General features: G+C 34.7%; 11 protein-coding genes and 1 pseudogene. 10 read left to right on the forward strand and 2 right to left on the reverse strand.

Annotated features, from left to right (window positions below):
• The first annotated feature begins 7 nt into the window (after window positions 1–7).
• The 9 genes and pseudogenes from ISP08_RS00660 to ISP08_RS00700 all read left to right on the forward strand — a co-directional run bounded on the left by ISP08_RS00660 (window position 8) and on the right by ISP08_RS00700 (window position 20,487).
• Window positions 8–379: a MerR family transcriptional regulator gene (locus ISP08_RS00660; protein WP_195718963.1), complete on the forward strand. Its 372-nt coding sequence runs from the start codon at window positions 8–10 to the stop codon at window positions 377–379.
• A gap of 81 nt (window positions 380–460) precedes the next feature.
• The gene (locus ISP08_RS00665) at window positions 461–1,246 is read left to right on the forward strand and encodes an SDR family NAD(P)-dependent oxidoreductase (protein WP_195718964.1); all 786 of its coding nucleotides are present in this window, start codon (window positions 461–463) and stop codon (window positions 1,244–1,246) included.
• 581 nt (window positions 1,247–1,827) lie between these two features.
• A complete protein-coding gene (locus ISP08_RS00670; RefSeq protein WP_195718965.1) occupies window positions 1,828–2,406 on the forward strand; it encodes an MptD family putative ECF transporter S component in 579 nt (192 codons plus the stop codon).
• On the forward strand, window positions 2,403–3,134 hold the full coding sequence (locus ISP08_RS00675) for an energy-coupling factor transporter transmembrane component T (protein ID WP_195718966.1): 732 nt from the start codon (window positions 2,403–2,405) through the stop codon (window positions 3,132–3,134). Before ISP08_RS00670 ends, ISP08_RS00675 begins: the two co-directional genes overlap by 4 nt.
• Window positions 3,127–4,581, forward strand: coding sequence for an ABC transporter ATP-binding protein (locus ISP08_RS00680; protein ID WP_195718967.1), 1,455 nt, complete (start codon window positions 3,127–3,129; stop codon window positions 4,579–4,581). Before ISP08_RS00675 ends, ISP08_RS00680 begins: the two co-directional genes overlap by 8 nt.
• Before the next feature lie 28 nt (window positions 4,582–4,609).
• Complete coding sequence (locus tag ISP08_RS00685; RefSeq protein ID WP_195718968.1) at window positions 4,610–6,364, forward strand: ABC transporter ATP-binding protein; 1,755 nt, start codon at window positions 4,610–4,612, stop codon at window positions 6,362–6,364.
• Between the two features lie 34 nt (window positions 6,365–6,398).
• Window positions 6,399–8,132: an ABC transporter ATP-binding protein gene (locus ISP08_RS00690; RefSeq protein ID WP_195718969.1), complete on the forward strand. Its 1,734-nt coding sequence runs from the start codon at window positions 6,399–6,401 to the stop codon at window positions 8,130–8,132.
• Window positions 8,133–8,676: 544 nt separating this feature from the next.
• Window positions 8,677–8,805 (forward strand): annotated as a pseudogene (locus ISP08_RS13005) (YSIRK-type signal peptide-containing protein); the annotation flags it as partial.
• A 384-nt stretch (window positions 8,806–9,189) separates the two neighbouring features.
• Window positions 9,190–20,487 carry a putative Ig domain-containing protein gene (locus ISP08_RS00700; protein WP_195718970.1) on the forward strand — a complete coding sequence of 3,766 codons (11,298 nt, stop codon included), beginning with the start codon at window positions 9,190–9,192 and terminating at the stop codon, window positions 20,485–20,487.
• 185 nt (window positions 20,488–20,672) lie between these two features.
• On the opposite strand, the gene ISP08_RS00705 is transcribed toward ISP08_RS00700, so the two are convergent.
• Together ISP08_RS00705 and ISP08_RS00710 are read right to left on the reverse strand one after the other, a co-directional pair.
• Window positions 20,673–21,419: a DUF4811 domain-containing protein gene (locus tag ISP08_RS00705; protein WP_195718971.1), complete on the reverse strand. Its 747-nt coding sequence runs from the start codon at window positions 21,417–21,419 to the stop codon at window positions 20,673–20,675.
• 1 nt (window position 21,420) lies between these two features.
• Complete coding sequence (locus ISP08_RS00710; RefSeq protein WP_195718972.1) at window positions 21,421–22,938, reverse strand: MDR family MFS transporter; 1,518 nt, start codon at window positions 22,936–22,938, stop codon at window positions 21,421–21,423.
• Window positions 22,939–23,085: 147 nt separating this feature from the next.
• Between ISP08_RS00710 and ISP08_RS00715 the strand changes: the two genes are divergently transcribed.
• Window positions 23,086–23,658 carry a TetR/AcrR family transcriptional regulator gene (locus ISP08_RS00715; RefSeq protein ID WP_195718973.1) on the forward strand — a complete coding sequence of 191 codons (573 nt, stop codon included), beginning with the start codon at window positions 23,086–23,088 and terminating at the stop codon, window positions 23,656–23,658.
• The last annotated feature ends 351 nt before the right edge of the window (window positions 23,659–24,009 follow it).

Consider the following 24,009-nt stretch of genomic DNA (forward strand, 5'->3'; position numbering starts at 1 on the left):
GAAAAATATGTATATTAAAGATGTAGCACAAAAAACAAATTTAGAACCCCATACAATTCGATATTATGAACAAGAAGGCTTGTTACCATTTATTGGAAGAGATGAACATGGTTATCGCGTTTTTAAAGAAAGTGATTTAGGTTGGTTTGATTTCATCAATTGTTTAAAAATAACTGGTATGTCTATCAATGATTTAAGAAAAATTATTACAATGACTGTAAATGGAGAAAAGGATTTTGACTCTAGACGTAAAATTTTATTAGACCATAAAAAAGTTCTAGAAGAACAACAAGAAGCGTTAAACAAAGCATTTAATAAAGTTGATGTAAAACTTCAATATTTCAATGATTTAGAACGAGAATATGAACAAGAACAGTAAAATTATTTATTTGCTATAAAGTGCACTTTAACCCTTAGTATTAGAGTATAAACTTAAATATAAAAAAAGGGAGCGTTTCGAATGGTTGAAAATAGCAAACTCGTATTGATAACAGGATCTAGTTCAGGCTTAGGTTTTGAATTGGCAAGACTATTTGCCAAAGATGGTTATGATGTTGCAATGTCAGGTTCAAGTGAAAGAATTTATGATTCTGCAAAAGAAATTGAAAAATTAGGTGTTGAAACATATCCATTTCAAGCCGATGCTGCAACTTATGAAGGAGTAGAAGATTTTTGGCGTTTCGTTGAAAATAAAAACCGCCGAATCGACGCAGCAGTTTTAAATGTTGGTATTAGTATCGGTGGTGCATTTTTAGAAAATGATTTAGCTGAAGAGTTAAAACTTATAGATATTAATATTTCAGGAATGGTGCATATGGCTAAAAGAGTTTCACAACATATGGCCAAAAATAAATCTGGGGACATTTTAATTGTATCGTCATTATCAGCTACGTTACCTACACCATATGAAACAGTCTATGGACCGTCGAAAGCATTTGGATTTATGTTTGCTGAAGCGTTAAGAGAAGAATTAAAAGAAAATAATATTAACGTAACTGCTATGTTGCCCGGTGCAACAAATACAGATTTTCACCATAATGCTGGTATGGATGCCACGTATTTTGGAGATGAAAACCATAAAAATGATAAACAACTTGTTGCTGAACAAGGGTATGAAGCATTAAAACAAAGAATCGATCACGTTGTATGTGGAGATGAAGCTACAAAAAAAGAGGCAGAAGAAAATAGAAGAACAGCAGAAGATGTTAAAGCGGCTAGACATGCAGAAAAAGCGAAACCACAATAAAATCAATATACATTTGGGATTTATAGAAAAGAAATATAGTAGGGCGTATCTTTAAAAATAATGAGATACGCCCTACGTTTATTATAAAAATGTTTTTACAATAAACGCATTTTGCATGTTCAATAATTGGAATTATCATTTACCAGATAATAGTCTTCGATGAATTTAAAATAACTTATTTGCTTAGCAATTAACAAAACAAGACTATCAAGCGTATAGAAGAGAAAATAGACTCGTCGCTAATTGATAATTGTTTTCAATTACTGTATTATAATATTGTGTTAAGTTTTAAATTAATATGAATAATATAAAAATGAATGCTGCTAAACAAAATCTTATATGTGGTTTGGATAATTTATTTTTCCAGTACATATGTAATAGAAAATTCTAAAAATATTATTTTGTTATTTAATATATTAAAAAGGCAGTTTTAGTGGGATATTAAAAATCAGAATTTTCAAAAACTTAACCGAGTATTTCTCAAGTTAATAGAGTGTTGAGAGTCAGAGAATGTTGTATTTATTGAATAGTGAACAACTTCATGTATTGCAAATTCAGACTATTATTAAAGGAGTTAGATTATGAACAAATTATCAGTTAAAGATTTAATTACAGTAGGTATTTTTACAGCAATTTATTTAGTAGTATTCTTTGTAACTTTTATGATTGGATATATACCATTTTTAATTCCGTTTTTAGGATTAATTTGCCCGATCATATGTGGTATTCCTTTTATCCTATATGTTATGAAAATAGACAAGTTTGGCATGGTGACATTGACAGGCACTATTTTAGGTATTGCTTTTACAGTAATGGGTAGTGGCTTAATTATGATACCATTCGGTATTCTTTGCGGTTTAATCGGAGATTTATTGATGAAATCTGGAAATTATAAAAATTGGAAATCTATTACGTGGGGATATGCAATTTTCTCTCTTTGGATGATGGGATTTGTAGTAAGAATGTTTATCGCAAGAGATCAATACTTTAAAGAAATCGCTAAGTCATACGGACAAGATTATGTGGATATCTTAGAATCTATTACCCCTATATGGACATTACCAGTAATGTTTATTTTAACGATAATTGGTGGACTTATTGGTGCATGGTTAGGTAAGAAAATGTTTGGTAAACATTTTAAAAAGGCGGGACTAGTATGAAGGTGACGGCTGATCCATTAGTAGATTATAGAAATATTGTTGCGAAACTAGATCCTAGAACAAAGATAGCGTTAACGATTACGATAAGTACAATTTTAATATCTAGTGGTAGTTCGCAAAGTATTTTAAGAATTTGTTTGTCATTATTTTCTCTCTCATTATTATTATCGATTCATAAAATAAGCTTATTTATAAAATGTACTATTACTTTTTTGGTGCTTATATTGATTCAAAATTTCGTCGTTCCATATTCTGAAGGTATGTTTAAGTTTGTGCTTTTAGCTTTTGTTGGCATATTTATGAATATGTTTCCGGGATTTATTGTTGGATATTACACATTATTTTCTACAAAGATAAGTGAATTTATAGCAGCTATGGAAAAAATGAAATTACCAAGAAATATTATCATCCCGATATCGGTAATTTTTAGATTCTTTCCAACGATTGCTGAAGAATATAGAAATATTAATTATGCGATGAAAATGCGTGGTATTACGTTTTCAAACAATTTTCTTAAAATGATTGAATATAGGATGATACCACTCATTATATCTGTTGTACAAATTGGAAATGATCTTTCTTTTACAGCGATGACAAGAGGGGTTGATTCGCCATATAAAAGGACAAATATATGCGTCGTAAGATTTAAAATGCTAGATATCTTTCTATTAATCGTATTAATAATGTTATGGATTATATATTTTAAGGAGAAGTTATTCAATGATTAAATTTGATGATGTGACTTTTAACTATGCTTCTTCAAGAGAAACAGCTATCAAAAATGTATCACTTCAAATTAAACAAGGTGAATTAGTTGTGCTTTGTGGAAAATCAGGTAGTGGTAAATCTACAATTACAAAATTGATAAATGGATTAATTCCTAAAGTTCAAAATGGTGAAATAAGTGGTCACGTTTATATTGACGGTCAAAATATTTCAGAAATTGAAATGTATCAGTTATCGCAAATGGTTGGAAGTGTGTTCCAAAATCCCAAAACGCAATTTTATAACGTTGATACGACGAGTGAACTAGCATTTAATATGGAAAATCAAGGAATAGATAAAGAAGTCATTATTGAAAAGATTAAAACAGTGATGAACAGATTTAAAATAGAGCACTTGTTAAATCGTAATATATTCGAATTGTCAGGTGGTGAGAAACAAATTATTGCGTGTGCTTCTGTACTTATTTCTAACCCTGAAGTAATCGTACTAGACGAACCTTCATCAAATTTGGATATGTTTAGTATTAAAAAATTGAAAGAAATGATTTGCTATTTAAAGAAGCATGGCAAAACAATCGTACTTATTGAACATCGCATGGATTATATTATAAATTATGCAGATTCTATTTATTATATGGACAATGGAGAAATACATACACGTTATTATGCAGACGAATTCAAAGCACTCAATTGTCACAAATTAGAAAGTATGGGGGTTAGACATGATAAACAAACGCAATTCATATGTGAACCCAAATCGGAATCTGATGTAATGGTAATGCATGACTTTACATATGCGTACGATAAATTTAGTAAAGATAAACAGTTAGAAATGAATTCAGTAACAATACCAAGAAGAGAAGTCGTTGCGATAATTGGGGATAACGGGAGTGGCAAGTCAACCTTTGCCAAATGTCTGTGTGGTTTACCAAAGCATTTCAATGGCCATGTGACTTATGACAACAGACGGCTCAAGAAGAAGCAATTATTAAAGTATAGCTATATGGTCTTCCAAGATGTGAATACGCAATTATTTACAGAAAACTTAAATCAAGAATTGCAACTACTAGATGTTCAGGTAACTGAATCACAAGTCGATGACCTGTTAGGAAATGTGAACTTATTGAATAAAAAATATGAACATCCGTTATCACTTTCTGGAGGGGAAAAACAAAGAATTGCAATCGCTACTGCGATATTAAGCGACAAAGAAATCATTATTTTTGATGAGCCTACCTCAGGGCTAGATTTATATCATATGAAAAAAATTGCGGAAATGATTAAGGACTTACATGACCAAGGTAAGCAAATTTTTATTATTACACATGATAAATCTTTGATATTAGAAATATGTACTTATGTATTACATTTTGCAGATGGGCGTATTGTGAATCAATTCGCTTTAAATCATCAAGGCATGGAGCAATTAAATGATTACTTTGATGTATAAAACGTGGCAATGAGAGGAGCCAGTATATATGAACACCAATGAACATTGGATAAAATCATTATTTGAATTTGGTAAAGATGCAAAATTTAAAATTATTTTATCTGTATTATTGTCTATTATTAGTGTGTTTTCTGGATTAATACCTTATTGGACAGTTTACAAAATTATTCTAGCAATAATTAAAGGCAATCAAGAATTTAATCAAGTTGTTCTTTATATTAGTATCGCAATAAGCGCTTATATTATACAAGTTGTATGCTTCGGTAGTTCAACAATGTTATCGCATGTTACAGCCTACGATATCTTATCCAATATAAGAAAACAGTTAGCTCAAAAGTTAATGCGCTTGCCTTTAGGCGTTGTAGAATCAAAAAAAATTGGTGAACTTAAAAGTATATTTGTCGATAAAGTTGAAACGATCGAATTACCTTTAGCACATATTATTCCGGAAGTTATTGGAAACTTGTTACTTTCAATTTCTATATTTGTATATATTGTGATTATAGATTGGCGTATGGCCTGTGCTATGTTGATTACAATTCCGATAGCATTTTTTGCATTCAAAAAATTGATGTCTGGGTTTAATGAAACATACGAAGAACAAATGGCTTCAAATAATTATATGAATAGTTCAATCGTTGAATATATAGAAGGTATAGAAGTTATAAAAGCATTTAATCAATCTCAAAATTCATATAAAAAGTATAAAGACTCAGTAGATGCATACAAAACACATACTTTAAATTGGTTTAAAAGTACGTGGGGTTATATGAACTTAGGGGCAAGCATTCTTCCTTCAACTTTTCTAGGAGTGCTACCACTTGGTATGTATTTGATTTCAATAGACCAACTTACTTACGCAGAATTTTTTCTGTGCTTAGTATTGTCTTTAGGTGTTGTAGCACCAATCAAGAATTTTACTAACTATGTGAATCAATTGAAGTCTATCCAATATGCGATTGTGGAAGTACGAAAAGTATTGAGTTTAAAAGATCTAGAAATTTCTGACCAATATAAAGAACCACGACATAATGAAATTACATTTAATGATGTTAGGTTTTCTTATACAAATGATAAAGATAACTTAGTATTTAATCATTTATCATTTACAATTCCTGAAAAGTCTTTTACTGCAATCGTTGGTGCATCGGGTAGTGGTAAGTCAACAATTGCTAAACTTTTATCTAGGTATTGGGATGTTACATCAGGTGAAATTGATATTGGTGGCATAAACATTAAAGATATTGAACCTAAGAAACTTAATGAATTAGTGGGTTTTGTAGGACAAGATAATTATTTATTAAATCTTACTTTTAAAGAAAATATTAAACTTGGAAATCCAGAAGCAACAGATGAAGCGGTTGAAAAAGCAGCAGAGTTAGCACAGTGTCATGAATTTATTGAAAAGTTACCGCATGGTTACGATACTAATGTGGGTTCTGTCGGAGATAAATTATCTGGCGGTGAAAAACAACGCGTCACAATTGCCAGAATGATATTAAAAGACGCGCCTATAATTGTATTAGATGAAGCGACAGCTTATGTTGACCCAGATAATGAACAAAAAATTCAAGCCGCTTTAAATACTTTGACTCATAACAAAACGGTTATCGTTATTGCTCACAGATTATCGACAATTACACAAGCAAATCAAATTATTGTCTTGGGTGACCAACAAATTATTGAAAAAGGAACTCATACTAAATTATTGGAGAAGAAAGGCCAATATAAAAAAATGTGGGATGTGCACATAGGGACAAAAGATTGGGGGGTATCTTCTTAATTTGTAAAAAGTTCAAATCTAAAGGAGGTAAAAAATGTTTCATATTACATTTAAGATTTTAAAATGGGCAATACCTTATAGAACAAGAATGATACTAGGTTTTGTCATGTCCTTTGTTAATTCTATTTTTATTGCACTCCCGATTTTCTTAGCTGCACAAGTATTTAACCGTGTCTTGTCCAATAAACAGATTGCGATGTATGAAGTTATGGCTGTATTAGGAATTATGATTTTATTAGTGTTAGCAAGATTTGTTACAGCATACATGAAGAACAGACTTCAAGAAAGTATTGCCTATGAAATGAGCGCGAAAGAACGTTTGAACATTGGTGATAAGTTAAAAGATGTAAGGTTAGGTTACTTTGAAGATAACCAGACAAATGAATTAGCAACGGTTGTAACTACGGATTTAACATTTTTAGAAAATTATGCAATGAAAATGGTAGATATCGTCGTAAATGGCTACATATTAATTACAGTACTACTTTTATCATTACTAGTTGTATCTTGGGAAGTTTCTTTATTAGTGTTAATCGGCATAGTCTTATCTCTGGCGAGCATTCATCTATTAGAAAAAAAGAGTCACCAAAATGCGCCACAATACCATTATGTTCAAAATCAACTTGTTGAAAAAGTATTAGAAGTGGTTAGAGGTATACAAGTTATTAAATCGTTCTCAAAGGAAAATGCAAGTCTTCAAAGTTTTAATAAAGCAGTAGATGAAAGTAAACGAATCAATTCTAAAATTGAATTACAGTATATTCCATATAATTTACTACATTTGTTAAGTTTAAAAGTAATATCTATAGTTATTGTATTAGTAGCATGTTTACTCTATATGAATCAAAGTATCGATTTATCAACGCTCATTATGATTTCTATCTTTTCGTTTGTTATTTTTGAAAGTGTGGAGAATGTAAATAGTGCAGCCCATGTACTAGAAATGATAGATATGACCTTAAATGACATTGAGGAAATTAATAAAGCGCCTATATTAGATGAAAAAGGAAAAAATATAGAGATTAATCATTATGATATTGAATTTGAAAACGTTAGTTTTTCATATGGAGATAAACAAGTTATTAAAGACGTTAATTTTAAAGTAGGTTCACATACATCTACCGCTATTATAGGCCCTTCAGGAAGTGGGAAATCGACACTTTGTAATTTATTGTTAAGATTTTATGATGTAGATGAAGGAGCTATCCGACTTGGTGGTATTGATATTAGAAATATGACGCTTAGCACCCTTATGTCTCAGATTAGTGCAGTATTTCAAAAAGTATACTTATTTAATGACACAATCGAGAATAACATATTATATGGAAAACCAAATGCAAGTAAAGAAGAAGTGGTAGCAGCTGCTAAACAAGCATGTTGTCATGATTTTATAATGTCATTGCCAGATGGATATCAGACAATGGTGAATGAAAAAGGTAATAATTTATCTGGTGGAGAAAAACAAAGAATATCAATTGCGAGAGCTATATTGAAAGATGCACCGATAATAATTTTGGATGAAGCAACTGCAAGTATTGATCCAGAAAACGAACACCTCATACAAAGTGCGATTGATGAATTAAGTAAAGGAAAAACAGTGATTACCATAGCACATAAAATTGGAACGATTAAAAATGCTAATGAAATAATCGTACTAAACGAGGGTGAAATCACTCAAAAAGGTGTTCATAATACATTGATTAATGAGTCTGGAATATATCAAAACTTCATTAAGACTAAGACACAATCAGAAGGCTGGAGACTGTAAATTATGCGTAAACAAATAGGTATTATAGGAGGAAACGGTGCGCCAGTGAGAAGGGAAAAGATAATAAAGAGAGTACCACTTAATTAATTATATTAAATTCAAAAAACCGTCAATTTCTATTTAATTTCAGTAGAAATTGACGGTTTTTTATTATCTTTTACTTTATCACTTTCTGTGTTTTTTTCCACTTTGTCAGGAATTAACATATTGGCTGATCTGCAGTTAAAACCAGCACTATATTTTTTTGAAAATTAAACATTCCTTTTTTATTCATTTTATTGCTCTATTCAATGAGCATAAACGTTAAAAATAATAGCATATTCAAATAGTTGTGCATATTTAAAATGTATTTAAATAAAATTTATTGCATTAATAAAGAGTACATTATTTAATGGTTGTAAATTTTATGTAATTATATTGTATTAAAAATTTTAAAAGCGTATAATATTATTTGTTGTAGGGAATCATTTTAAATACAAAATTAATAATAATAATAGCGATTAACTTGAACATCATTTAATAAAAATTAATTAGTAGTAATGCAATAGAAAAAGGAGATTTATATGGAGAAAAATTTAAAAAACAGAGATTTTCGATTAGAAAGTATACATTTGGAGCGGGTTCCGTACTTATAGGATTAAGTCTTTCATTTGTTGTACATACAACTAAAGTTGAAGCAGCTGAAACAGTAACAAATGTACAAACCAATATAGGTCATAAATCAGATGTCAATAACAATGTTGATACAGATAGTACAAACAAAAATAGTGAAAATGAGCAAGTCAATACTGAAAATCCAACTACTCAAGCATCAGATAATGCCTCGGAAAACAAACCTCAACAGTCAGCAAATAAAACTAACTTAAATCAAGATGCCAACCAATTAAAAAATAGTGAAAGTATCCCGGAAAAACAGAATGTTGAAGATGAGCAAGTAGCTGAAAACGCCAATGCAACGAAAACAGTAGAAAAACCTGTAACTGAAAGTTCAAAAAAAGAAGAAAAGACTGAAGAAAATAACGTAAATGACACAAATAAAAATAATACTGAAAATAATGTGAAAGACACAGAGGAAAATAATCAAAATAAAACTGAAGATAATGTAAAAGATACAGTTAAAAGCACTCAAAGTAATGCTAAAGATAACGTAAAAGATACAGATGAAAACAAACAAAATAATGCTGAAAATAAAACTACAGAAGTACAAAGTGAAGATAAATTAACTACTAATGAAAAAGAAAGCACTTTAAATGCAAATAGTAAAGAAGACACTATAAAACAACCTAAAGAAAGTAATAAGTTGTCTGAAACAAGTAGTGAAGCAGATAATCATAAAATAGCTAATATCGCCAGTGCTGATAATAGCCAAAATGATGATGTATCAAGCTTATCATCAACAAATAAGCTTAATACGAACAGTCAAAATGAAGTAAGTAAAAGCGATGTGTCTAATCAATCAAATAATGACAACTCAAAGTCACCGTCAACTACTGATACACAAATAAAACAACCAGTAACAACACGATCTGTAAAAAAATTAGCTGTAAATAATAAACTTGTGTCTGCTGCTAGCACAACAACAGTACAAACAGTGGACAAAAACAATTTTGGTAATTATTTTAATGTAGGTGGTAATGCCTCATATAATTCCTCTACAGGCATCGTAACTTTAACGCAAAATGCAAGAACACAAAAAGGTAATATGTCCTTAGGTAGCAAAATAGACATGTCACAAAGTTTCACTTTAACAGGTAAGATTAATTTAGGTGATAAAAACGGTACAAAACTAGGTGGAGACGGAATTGGATTTGTTTTTCAACCTAATAATGTGAATGATATTGGTGATAATGGAGGCGCGCTTGGTATTGGTGGTTTGAAAAATGCCTTTGGCTTCAAATTTGATACTTGGTATAACAGTGACAAGACAACGACTTTTAACCCAGATCCATCTAGTTTTGCATCAAATAGTTCAAAAGTAATGGGTGCCTTTGTGACTACTGACCAAAATGGTAAAGCGACAACAGATGCTGATAGTGTAAAGTTTTTGCCTGGACCCACTAATAATACATTTAATGATGTAACTATTGATTACAATGGAGACACTAAAACAATGACTGTGAGTTATGTGGCAAGTGGAACAACGTATACCTTTACAAAAAACTTGTCTTCATTAATCCAACCTAATACAAATTATGCGCTTTCCATGTCTTCTTCTACTGGATTGGCAACCAATTTACAACAATTCCAAATTTCGCAATTTACATACACTGCCAAAGGTATTGTTAACGTAAAGTATGTTGATGAAAAAGGAAATACTATACCAGGTATGTCAGACGAAGAAAAATCAGGAGCTATTAATGAAAAAATTAATTTTAGTGATGCAATAGCTAAGGCGCAAAAGAATGGTTACCAATTAGTGTCATCTTCTTCGACTGTACCAAGTGCTTTTGATAGCGCTAGTAATTCTGCAACAGTAAGTACTAAAAACCAAACAGTCACTTATGTTTTTAAAGATATTTCTGCGCCATCAATAAGTAGTATTGACAATCAAACAAAAGAAGTGAATACAGCGATTACACCTGTTACCATTTCCACTTCAGATAATAGTGGGGGTACTGTTACTAACAGCGTAAGTGGTCTGCCAAAAGGTGTGACGTTTGATGCTACGACGAACACAATTAGTGGTACGCCAAGTACAGTTGGTAACTATACTGTAACTGTTAAATCAACGGATGCAACTGGGAATTCCGCAACAACAACATTTACGATCACGGTTAAAGACACAATCGCACCTGTAGTGACTAGTATTGGGAATCAAACAAAAGAAGTGAATACAGCGATTACACCTATTACTATTTCAACTTCAGATAATAGTAAAGGTAAAGTTACGAATGTGGTAGATGGTTTACCAGACGGGGTAACATTTGATTCATCAACGAATACAATTAGCGGTACACCTACTAATGTTGGGAATTCGACAGTAACTGTAACATCGACAGATCCAAGTGGTAATGCTACAAAAACAACGTTCACAATCACAGTGACAGATAACACTGCACCGACAGTAGAAGCTATTCCGAGTCAAACAAAAGAAGTGAATACGCCAATTGATTCAATTACAATCAAAGGTAAAGATAATAGTGGTAAAGCTGTGACAAATGAAGTGAGTGGTTTACCAAAAGGCGTAACGTTTGATTCAGCAACGAATACAATCAGTGGTAGTCCGAGTGAAATCGGAACATCTCAAGTGACAGTTACAACAAAAGATCCAAGTGGTAATACAACAAAAACAACATTCACAATCACAGTGACAGATAGCACGGCGCCAACAGTTGAAACTATTCCGAATCAAACAAAAGAAGTGAACACACCAATTGATGCAATTACAATCAAAGGTAAAGACAATAGCGGTAAACCCGTAACGAATGAAGTGAGTGGTTTACCAAAAGGTGTAACATTTGATCCATCAACAAACACAATTAGCGGTACACCAAGTGAACTTGGAGAGTATCCAGTTACAGTAACGACAAAAGATCCAAGTGGCAATACAACGAAAACAACATTCACAATCACAGTGCAAGATAAAACTGCACCGACGGTGGAAGCGATTGGCAGTCAAACCAAAGAAGTAAACACACCAATTGATACAATTACAATCAAAGGTCAAGATAATAGTGGCAAACCCGTAACGAATGAAGTGAGTGGCTTACCAAAAGGCGTAACATTTGACCCATCAACAAACACAATTAGCGGTACACCTACTAATGTTGGAACTTCGACAGTTACAGTAACGACAAAAGACCCAAGTGGCAATACGACGAAAACAATATTTACGATTACGGTTAAAGACACAATCGCACCAGTAGTAACTAGTATTGGTAATCAAACCAAAGAAGTGAATACAGCGATTACACCTATTACTATTTCAACTTCAGATAATAGTAAAGGTAAAGTTACGAATGTGGTAGATGGCTTACCAGAGGGTGTAACATTTGATTCATCAACGAATACAATTAGCGGTACACCTACTAATGTTGGGACTTCGACAGTCACTGTAACATCGACAGATCCAAGCGGTAATGCTACAAAAACAACGTTCACAATCACAGTGACAGATAACACTGCACCGACAGTAGAAGCTATTCCGAGTCAAACCAAAGAAGTAAATACGCCAATTGATACAATTACAATTAAAGGTCAAGATAATAGCGGTAAAGCTGTGACAAATGAAGTGAGTGGTTTACCAAAAGGTGTGACATTTGATCCATCAACAAACACAATTAGTGGTAGTCCAAGTGAAGTTGGAACATCTCAAGTGACAGTTACGACAAAAGATCCAAGTGGTAATACAACAAAAACAACATTCACAATCACAGTGACAGATAACACAGCACCGACAGTAGAAGCTATTCCGAGTCAAACCAAAGAAGTGAACACACCGATTAATACAATCACGATTAACGGTAAGGATAATAGTGGTAAAGCTGTGACAAATGAAGTGAGTGGCTTACCTAAAGGCGTAACATTTGATCCAACAACGAATACAATTAGTGGTAGTCCGAGTGAAATCGGAACATCTCAAGTGACAGTTACGACAAAAGATCCAAGTGGCAATACAACGAAAACGACATTCACAATTACAGTGACAGATAACACAGCACCGACGGTGGAAGCGATTGATAGTCAAACGAAAGAAGTTAATACACCAATTGATACGATTACAATTAAAGGTGAAGATAATAGTGGCAAACCCGTAACGAATGAAGTGAGCGGTTTACCAAAAGGTGTAACATTTGATCCATCAACAAACACAATCAGTGGTACACCAAGCGAAGTAGGAACAAATAAAGTAACGGTGATTACAACGGATGCGAATGGTAATCACACAGAAACAACATTCACGATTACGGTGACAGATAACACAGCACCGACGGTGGAAGCGATTGATAGTCAAACGAAAGAAGTTAATACACCGATTGATACGATTACAATTAAAGGTGAAGACAACAGTGGTAAAGCTGTGACAAATGAAGTAAGTGGCTTACCAAAAGGTGTGACATTTGATCCATCAACAAACACAATTAGCGGAACACCAAGCGAAGTTGGAAGATCTGAAGTTACGGTAACAACGAAAGATTCAAGCGGCAATACAACAAAAACAACGTTCACAATCACAGTGACAGATAACACAGCACCGACAGTAGAAGCTATTCCGAGTCAAACCAAAGAAGTGAACACACCAATTGATACGATTACAATTAAAGGTCAAGACAATAGTGGTAAACCAGTTAAAAATGAAGTGAAAGGTCTACCTGACGGTGTAACATTTGATTCAACAACGAATACAATTAGCGGTACACCTACTAATGTTGGAAATTCGACAGTAACTGTAACATCGACAGATCCAAGTGGTAATGCTACAAAAACAACGTTCACAATCACAGTGACAGATAACACTGCACCGACAGTAGAAGCTATTCCGAGTCAAACCAAAGAAGTGAACACACCGATTAATACAATCACGATTAACGGTAAGGATAATAGTGGTAAAGCTGTGACAAATGAAGTAAGTGGCTTACCAAAAGGCGTAACATTTGATCCATTAACAAACACAATTAGCGGTAGCCCAAGTGAAATCGGAACATCTCAAGTGACAGTTACGACAAAAGATCCAAGTGGTAATACAACGAAAACAACATTCACAATCACAGTGACAGATAACACAGCACCGACAGTGGAAGCGATTGATAGTCAAACGAAAGAAGTTAATACACCAATTGATACGATTACAATCAAAGGTGAAGATAATAGTGGTAAACCAGTCAAAAATGAAGTGAAAGGTTTACCGGACGGCGTAACGTTTGATCCAGCAACGAATACAATCAGTGGTACACCAAGCGAAGTAGGAACAAATAAAGTAACGGTGATTACAACAGATGAGCAAGGTAACCACACAGAAACAACGTTCACGATTACAGTAAAAGACGAAACGGCACCAACGGTGGAAGCAATAGGTAATCAAACCAAAGAAGTGAACACACCAATTGATTCAATTACAATCAAAGGTAAAGACAATAGCGGTAAACCCGTAACGAATGAAGTGAGCGGTTTACCTAAAGGCGTGACATTTGATCCATCAACAAACACAATTAGCGGAACACCAAGCGAAGTTGGAACATCTGAAGTTACGGTAACAACGAAAGATTCAAGCGGCAATACAACAAAAACAACGTTCACAATCACAGTGACAGATAACACAGCACCGACAGTAGAAGCTATTCCGAGTCAAACCAAAGAAGTGAACACACCAATTGATACGATTACAATTAAAGGTCAAGACAATAGTGGTAAACCAGTTGAAAATGAAGTGAAAGGTCTACCTGACGGTGTAACGTTTGATCCAGAAACGAATACAATTAGTGGTAGTCCAAGTGAAGTGGGAGAATATCCAATCACAGTGACAACAACAGATGCGGTAGGTAATCACACAGAAACGACGTTCACGATTACCGTGGTAGACAAGACAGCACCAACAGTTGAAGCGATTGATGACCAAACGAAAGAAGTTAATACACCGATTGATACGATTACAATTAAAGGTCAAGATAATAGTGGTAAATCAGTCAAAAATGAAGTGAACGGTTTACCGGACGGTGTCACGTTTGACCCAACAACGAACACAATTAGTGGTACACCTACTAATGTTGGAACTTCGACAGTAACTGTAACATCGACAGATCCAAGTGGTAATACAACGAAAACGACATTCACGATTACGGTGACAGATAACACGGCACCAACGGTTGAGGCAATAGGTGACCAAACGAAAGAAGTTAATACACCGATTGATACGATTACAATAAAAGCTGAAGACAATAGTGGCAAACCAGTTAAGAATGAAGTGAGCGGCTTACCAAAAGGTGTGACATTTGATCCAGAAACAAACACAATTAGTGGCACACCAAGCGAAGTTGGAACAAATAAAGTAACGGTGATTACAACAGATGCGAATGGTAACCACACAGAAACAACGTTCACGATTATAGTGAAAGATGAAACAGCACCGACGGTGGAAGCGATTGATAGTCAAACGAAAGAAGTTAATACACCGATTGACTCAATCACAATAAAAGCTGAAGACAATAGCGGCAAAACCGTAACGAATGAAGTGAGCGGTTTACCTAAAGGCGTGACATTTGATCCAGAAACAAACACAATTAGCGGAACACCAAGCGAAGTTGGAACATCTGAAGTTACGGTAACAACGAAAGATTCAAGCGGCAATATAACAAAAACAACATTCACGATTACGGTGAAAGATGAAACAGCACCGATGGTGGAAGCGATAGATGATCAAACAAAAGAAGTTAATACACCAATTGATACGATTACAATAAAAGCTGAAGACAACAGTGGCAAACCCGTAACGAATGAAGTGAGTGGCTTACCAAAAGGTGTGACATTTGATCCATCAACAAACACGATTAGTGGCAGCCCAAGTGAAGTTGGAGAGTATCCAGTTACGGTTACTACAACAGACGCAGAAGGTAACCACACGGAAACAACGTTCACGATTACAGTGAAGGATGAAACGGCACCAACGGTGGAAGCAATAGATGACCAAACGAAAGAAGTTAATACACCAATTGATTCAATCACAATAAAAGCTGAAGATAATAGTGGCAAGCCTGTCACAAACAAAGTAGAAGGTTTACCAGAGGGTGTAACGTTTGACCCAACAACGAACACAATTAGTGGCACACCAAGTGAAGTTGGTAAATATCCTATCACAGTGACGACAACGGACGCGGAAGGTAATCACACAGAAACGACGTTCACGATTACAGTGGTAGACAAGACAGCACCAACAGTTGAATCGATTGGTGAACAAACAAAAGAAGTGAACACACCAATTGACCCAATCACAATAAAAGCTGAAGATAATAGCGGCAAACCAGTAACGAATGAAGTGAGCGGTTTACCAAAAGGTGTAACATTTGATCCATCAACAAATACAATTAGCGGAACACCAAGCGAAGTTGGAACATCTGAAGTTACGGTAACGACGAAAGATTCAAGCGGCAATACAACGAAAACGACATTCACGATTACGGTGAAAGATGAAACAGCACCGACGGTGGAAGCGATTGGTGACCAAACGAAAGAAGTTAATACACCGATTGATTCGATTACAATTAAAGGTCAAGACAACAGTGGCAAACCAGTAACGAATGAAGTGAGTGGCTTACCAAAAGGTGTGACGTTTGATCCAACAACGAATACAATTAGCGGAACACCAAGCGAAGTTGGAAATTCGACAGTAACTGTAACATCGACAGATCCAAGTGGTAATACAACGAAAACGACATTCACGATTACAGTGACAGATAACACGGCACCAACGGTTGAGGCAATAGGTGACCAAACGAAAGAAGTTAATACACCAATTGATTCAATTACAATCAAAGTTGAAGACAATAGCGGTAAGCCTGTCACAAACAAAGTAGAAGGTTTACCAGAGGGTGTCACGTTTGATTCAGAAACGAACACAATTAGTGGTACACCTACTAATGTTGGGAATTCGACAGTAACTGTAACATCGACAGATCCAAGCGGTAATGTTACAAAAACAACATTCACAATCACAGTGACAGATAATACAGCACCGACAGTAGAAGCTATTCCGAGTCAAACCAAAGAAGTAAATACGCCAATTGATACAATTACAATTAAAGGTAAAGATAATAGCGGTAAAGCAGTGACAAACAAAGTAGAAGGCTTACCAGAGGGTGTCACGTTTGATCCAGAAACGAACACAATTAGTGGTACACCTACTAATGTTGGAACTTCGACAGTAACTGTAACATCGACAGATCCAAGTGGTAATACAACGAAAACGACATTCAAGATTACAGTGAAGGATGAAACGGCACCGACGGTGGAAGCGATTGACAATCAAACGAAAGAAGTCAATACACCAATTGATACGATTACAATTAAAGGTGAAGACAATAGTGGTAAACCCGTAACGAATGAAGTGAAAGGCTTACCGGACGGTGTAACATTTGATCCGTCAACGAACACAATTAGTGGTAGTCCAAGTGAAGTTGGAACAAATAAAGTAACGGTGATTACAACAGATGAGCAAGGTAACCACACAGAAACAACGTTCACGATTACAGTAAAAGACGAAACGGCACCAACGGTGGAAGCAATAGGTAATCAAACCAAAGAAGTGAATACAGCGATTACACCTATTACTATTTCAACTTCAGATAATAGTAAAGGTAAAGTTACGAATGTGGTAGATGGCTTACCAGAGGGTGTAACATTTGATTCAACAACGAATACAATTAGCGGGACACCTACTAATGTTGGGACTTCGACAGTAACTGTAACATCGACAGATCCAAGCGGTAATGCTACTAAAACAACGTTCACAATCACAGTGACAGATAACACAGCACCGACAGTAGAAGCTATTCCGAGTCAAACCAAAGAAGTAAATACGCCAATTGATACAATTACAATTAAAGGTCAAGATAATAGCGGTAAAGCTGTGACAAATGAAGTGAGTGGTTTACCAAAAGGTGTGACATTTGATCCATCAACAAACACAATTAGTGGTAGTCCAAGTGAAGTTGGAACATCTCAAGTGACAGTTACGACAAAAGATCCAAGTGGTAATACAACAAAAACAACATTCACAATCACAGTGACAGATAACACAGCACCGACAGTGGAAGCGATTGGCAATCAAACGAAAGAAGTTAATACACCGATTGATACGATTACAATTAAAGGTCAAGATAATAGTGGTAAACCCGTAACGAATGAAGTGAAAGGCTTACCGGACGGTGTAACATTTGATCCGTCAACGAACACAATTAGTGGCACGCCAAGTGAAGTTGGAACAAATAAAGTAACGGTGATTACAACAGATGAGCAAGGTAACCACACAGAAACAACGTTCACGATTACAGTAAAAGACGAAACGGCACCAACGGTGGAAGCAATAGGTAATCAAACCAAAGAAGTAAACACACCAATTGATACGATTACAATTAAAGGTGAAGATAACAGTGGCAAACCCGTAACGAATGAAGTGAGCGGTTTACCAAAAGGCGTGACATTTGATCCAACAACAAACACAATTAGCGGAACACCAAGCGAAGTAGGAACATCTGAAGTTACGGTAACAACGAAAGATTCAAGCGGCAATACAACAAAAACAACATTCACGATTACAGTAGTAGACAAGACAGCACCAACGGTGGAAGCTATTCCGAGTCAAACAAAAGAAGTCAATACACCAATTGATACGATTACAATCAAAGGTGAAGACAATAGTGGTAAGCCTGTCACAAACAAAGTAGAAGGTTTACCAGAGGGTGTCACGTTTGATCCAGAAACGAACACAATTAGTGGTACACCTACTAATGTTGGAAATTCGACAGTAACTGTAACATCGACAGATCCAAGTGGTAATACAACGAAAACGACATTCACGATTACGGTGAAAGATGAAACAGCACCAACTGTGGAAGTGATTGATAGTCAAACGGAAGAAGTTAATACACCAATTGATTCAATTACAATCAAAGGTGAAGATAATAGTGGTAAACCAGTCAAAAATGAAGTGAAAGGTCTACCGGACGGCGTAACGTTTGATCCATCAACGAACACAATCAGTGGTAGTCCAAGTGAAGTCGGAGAATATCCAATCACAGTTACGACAACAGATGAGCAAGGTAACCACACAGAAACAACGTTCACGATTACAGTGACAGATAACACGGCACCAACGGTGGAAGCAATAGGTAATCAAACCAAAGAAGTGAACACACCAATTGATTCAATTACAATCAAAGGTAAAGATAATAGTGGCAAACCAGTCAAAAATGAAGTGAGCGGTTTACCAAAAGGCGTGACATTTGATCCAACAACAAACACAATCAGTGGCAGCCCAAGTGAAGTTGGAGAATACCCAGTTACGGTAACGACAACAGATGAGCAAGGTAACCACACAGAAACAACATTCACAATTACAGTGATAGATAAGACGGCGCCGACGGTCGAAGCGATTGGCAATCAAACGAAAGAAGTGAACACACCAATTGATACGATTACAATTAAAGGTCAAGACAATAGTGGTAAACCCGTAACGAATGAAGTGAGTGGCTTACCAAAAGGCGTGACATTTGATCCAGCAACGAACACAATCAGTGGTAGTCCAAGTGAAGTTGGAGAATACCCAATCACAGTGACAACAACAGATGAGCAAGGTAACCATACAGAAACAACGTTCACGATTACAGTAGTAGATAAGACAGCACCAACGGTGGAAGCTATTCCGAGTCAAACAAAAGAAGTAAATACACCGATTGATACAATTAAAATTAAAGGTCAAGACAACAGTGGTAAACCAGTCACAAATGAAGTAAAAGGTTTACCGAAAGGCGTAACATTTGATCCATCAACAAACACAATCAGTGGCACACCAAGTGAAGTGGGCACATACCCAATCACAGTGATAACAACAGATGAGCAAGGTAATCACACAGAAACAACGTTCACGATTACAGTGGTAGACAAGACAGCACCTACAGTAGAACCGATAGGTGATCAAACCAAAGAAGTAAATACACCGATTGACCCAATCATAATCAAAGGTGAAGATAATAGTGGTAAACCAGTCACAAATGAAGTAAAAGGTTTACCAAAAGGCGTAACGTTTGATCCAGAAACGAACACAATAAGTGGTACACCAAGTGAAGTGGGCACATACCCAATTACAGTGATAACAACAGATGCGAATGGTAATCAAACGGAGACAACGTTCATAATTACAGTGACTCCAAAAGATTCTGGTGAACCAAGTACACCAAGCAATCCAGGAGAGCCAAGTACACCAAGCAATCCAGGAGAGCCAAGTACACCAAGTAATCCAGGAGAGCCAAGTACACCAAGTAATCCAGGAGAACCAAGTACGCCAAGTAATCCAGGAGAGCCAAGTACACCAAGTAATCCAGGAGAACCAAGTACGCCAAGCAATCCAGGGGAGCCAAATGTACCAAGTAATCCAGGGGAGCCAAATGCACCGAGCAACCCAGCAGAACCAAGTACATCAAGCGAAACGGTCGCACCGGAACTTAACGTTCAAGATACTTCTGGTATAGGTTCAACAGATAACAGCACTCAAGATGATGTTGCTACAAAAGATAAGAAGGAAAACAATAAGCATTCATTGCCAGAAACTGGTGGAGATAAGTCGAGCAATACTACATTAATTGGTGGTATTCTAGCAGCTATTGTAGGAATCTTCTTATTAGGTAGAAGAAGAAAAAAACAATAAAATAATTGTTTCACTTAGCAGGGTAATAATTTATAAGTAAATAAAAGCTACATGATATCTATTTGGATACCATGTAGCTTTTTGTATTATATATTGGTTATTTGTTGATTTTAATAATCATATGATTGTTTTTATAATCGTACATAAAGCAAAATTTTTATGCTGTATTGAACGTTATTACGAATTTATTTCCCTATTTCTTGTTTGATTTGTTTGGTTGCTTGGATTTGTTTTTGGTGGTTTAAATAATCTTTTACTTGTTGTTGTGACGCTTCTGGATTTTGCTTTTTATAGTTACTCGCTAATTGTTGCATTACTTTTTTCTGTTCTTGTTGAGTTCCTGCATTATTTTGCTTTTGTTGTGAATTTTGTAATTGCTTTGCCTGTTTAGCATCTAAAACGACCCAAGTATCTTTAGGTACTGTTACAACTGTCACTTTTTTTATTAGTTCTTGGTTGTTATGCCCGAAGCTAAATAATGATTTGTAAATATCTGATTTCCAAACCCAAACTTCTTTGCGAGTTTGTTTTGTCGCTTTTTTAGTATCTTTCACTTTATACGTCGCTTGGTGTTTAACTGATTCTGATAATTGATCTTTATCCATGTTAGGTTTGAAATGTGTCTGGGCTTTTTGGTCGTCTGAATGATTCTTATAAACCATAATATAATTGTTTGTCTTTTTGCCAATCTCGTTAGCAATTAACATATTGGCTGGGCTGTCTTTAGAACCAGCACTATATATTTCTTTTTTGTCAGAAGTGATTACTTTTTTCTCCATACCCCAATGATGTGTCATATTAGCTGTGATACCCACAATCATCAGTAATAAGGCGAATGTGAAAATAGAACCTAATATATAACGTGTGACTTTATGAGGAATTAATAACCAACTAACAAATACACATAACGTTAAAATAATTGTTATTATCATATTATTTGTCCTCACTTTCTGTTGAATTCATTTTCAAGAATGGCACGATGAGCACACCGACTAACGCAAAGAAGATACCTATCATAAATGCTGTATTAAAGCCGTCAATTGACGCTTGTTGTGCTTGTTCAGCATATTTTAAAGGGTTGCTATCTTTAAGGCCAGAAGCCGGCATATTGTTATTAATGATATTTTGTGTAACGGAAGTTAATAGTGCAACGGCTATAGATGAAGCGACTTGTCTAGCTGTATTATTGACCGCTGTGCCATGTGTTCCTTTTTCAACAGTTAAGGCATCCATTGCGTTTGTAGTTAAAGGCATCATCAAGATGGCGATACCGAACATACGAATTGCGTAAAGTACAAGTATTAATGTAGGTGATGTATTATCACTTAAAAATCCAAATGGTATGGATGATAAAGTTAAAATTGAAAAGCCTACAAAAGCTAAACGTTTAATGCCCACTTTGTTATATAACGTACCTGATATTGGTGAGATAAAACCGAGCATTAAAGCACCAGCGAGTAATGTTAAACCTGATTCAAAAGGTGAAAAGCCATGAATATTTTGTAAATAGGTTGGTAACATCATTTCCACACCGTACATGGCCATAGTGACCACAATCAACCCAATAGTTGCGATAGTGAATCCTTTAGATTTGAAGACACGTAAATCTAGGAAAGGATCTTTGGATTTGAGCTGTCTTATTACGAATAGTGTTAAAACTATAACACTAATAATGATAGGGAGGATAACGTAGTTTACGCTGTCCCAACCTTCACTTGAAACATTGGAGAATCCCCATAAAAAGAGACCGAAGCCAATACAAGATAGTATCAGTGAATAAATATCTAATTTTAATTTACGATTTGGTATAACGTCCTTCATAAAAAAGAAACTCAATACAAATGCGATAGCTACAATAATAATTGGTAATACAAAAATATTTCTCCATGAATCAGAAATCGTAATACCTAATAAAACATGGTCTTTATCTAAGATCCATCCTGCAAATGTAGGACCCATAGCCGGTGCTAAACCTACAGCTAAACCACTCAATCCCATAGCTGTTCCTCTTTTATTGATAGGAAACATATTGATAATAATAATTTGCATTAAAGGCATCATCAGTCCTACTGCTATTGCTGTTACGATGCGACCTGATAAGAAAATAATCCATGCATCATGATGTGATGGTGCGATAGCAGTCAGTATTAAACCGATTAATAGCATGCCGTATGCACAGACATGTAACCACTTAGTAGAAATTCTTGTTGCTAGAAAGGCAGATAATGGCACCATAATACCATTGGCAAGTAAAAACCAAGTCGTTGCTTGTTGCGCTGTACTAAAATCTATATCAAAGTCATTCATCAAAGTAGGCAGTGCCGTTCCTAATGACGTTTGCATGAGTGCGCCAGCAAATGTTGCTAGAAGAATAATACTCATAATAATTTTGGGTTTATATTGTTGTCCATGAATGTCTAAGTTCATATTTTTACTTGTTTGAGTAGACATAAACAAGCCTCCTAAAGTTCTTAATAATTAATACTTAGGAAATATAGCACCCTGTATGAAATTATAAAAGAACAAAATATGATACTATGTATGAAATCGAACAAATTGTATTATTTTGTGTTATATTTAGAAAATAGGAGTGATGACATGGGGTATCAAAGAAAGACTGCTTTAACTCAGAAGCACATTAAAAATAGTTTAATAACGTTATTAGATATACATAAATTTGACTTAATTACGGTAAACCAAATTGTGGAAGAAGCAGAAATCACAAGAAGTACTTTTTATAGATATTATGAAGATAAATATAGTCTACTATCAGAAATAGAAGAAGAAATTTTAAATCAATTACATGAAGCACGCCAGAAGATTAATCAACAATTTACGGAAGAAGATATGTTTACTGTCGAAGTGTTTCAACAATTGTTTGAAAGTTTAGAGTCGTACTCGGAAGCAATACGTGTTTTACTCGGTCATAATGGGGACACGAGTTTTGAAATGAAAATAAAAAATGAAATAGCTAAAAGGTTTGTCAATTTAGGGGAACTCCACCATGTTTCTAAAGTACGTGAGGACTTAGTGAAAGAATATTTATATGTCATTTTAATTAAAACATTCCAATATTGGTCAGCTAATAAAGAGAGTATTGACGTGAGGGAAGTTGCAGCGACGATTCGAGATATTCAATTAAAGGGTTTAAGAAAGGCGATTGGAATATAAATTTTGGTAAGAGCAAACAGTAGCACTAGTTATGAAAATGAGTAATGAAACCATTGGTTGTTGTGAAAGAAATTTAATGGTCAAATGTAGATAATCGCACCTTGTTGATTTAAGAATGCATTTTAAAAGTAAGAAAGAAGGGCTAGTCATTTACGACCTAGTTCTTCTTTTTTAATAAACGTAAGTGTTAGTTACTTCACAATTAATGCCTTAGACAATTATATTATTATTCATTACAAAATATTTTAAATAATATGTTATAAATTGCTAAAACTATAAATTCATTTGGTAAATGTTTGCTAATTATATATAAAGGGGAAAATATGAATAACAACTTACGAGTAAAAAAAC

This window comes from Staphylococcus lloydii (genome assembly GCF_015775975.1).
In the GTDB taxonomy this organism is placed as follows: domain Bacteria; phylum Bacillota; class Bacilli; order Staphylococcales; family Staphylococcaceae; genus Staphylococcus; species Staphylococcus lloydii.

Bases quoted from the DNA above. Each gene is read 5' to 3' on its own strand.
- ISP08_RS00660 (WP_195718963.1), top strand. From the start codon at position 8: ATGTATATTAAAGATGTAGCACAAAAAACAAATTTAGAACCCCATACA.
- ISP08_RS00665 (WP_195718964.1), top strand. From the start codon at position 461: ATGGTTGAAAATAGCAAACTCGTATTGATAACAGGATCTAGTTCAGGC.
- ISP08_RS00670 (WP_195718965.1), top strand. From the start codon at position 1,828: ATGAACAAATTATCAGTTAAAGATTTAATTACAGTAGGTATTTTTACA.
- ISP08_RS00675 (WP_195718966.1), top strand. From the start codon at position 2,403: ATGAAGGTGACGGCTGATCCATTAGTAGATTATAGAAATATTGTTGCG.
- ISP08_RS00680 (WP_195718967.1), top strand. From the start codon at position 3,127: ATGATTAAATTTGATGATGTGACTTTTAACTATGCTTCTTCAAGAGAA.
- ISP08_RS00685 (WP_195718968.1), top strand. From the start codon at position 4,610: ATGAACACCAATGAACATTGGATAAAATCATTATTTGAATTTGGTAAA.
- ISP08_RS00690 (WP_195718969.1), top strand. From the start codon at position 6,399: ATGTTTCATATTACATTTAAGATTTTAAAATGGGCAATACCTTATAGA.
- ISP08_RS00705 (WP_195718971.1), bottom strand. From the start codon at position 21,419: ATGATAATAACAATTATTTTAACGTTATGTGTATTTGTTAGTTGGTTA.
- ISP08_RS00710 (WP_195718972.1), bottom strand. From the start codon at position 22,938: ATGTCTACTCAAACAAGTAAAAATATGAACTTAGACATTCATGGACAA.
- ISP08_RS00715 (WP_195718973.1), top strand. From the start codon at position 23,086: ATGGGGTATCAAAGAAAGACTGCTTTAACTCAGAAGCACATTAAAAAT.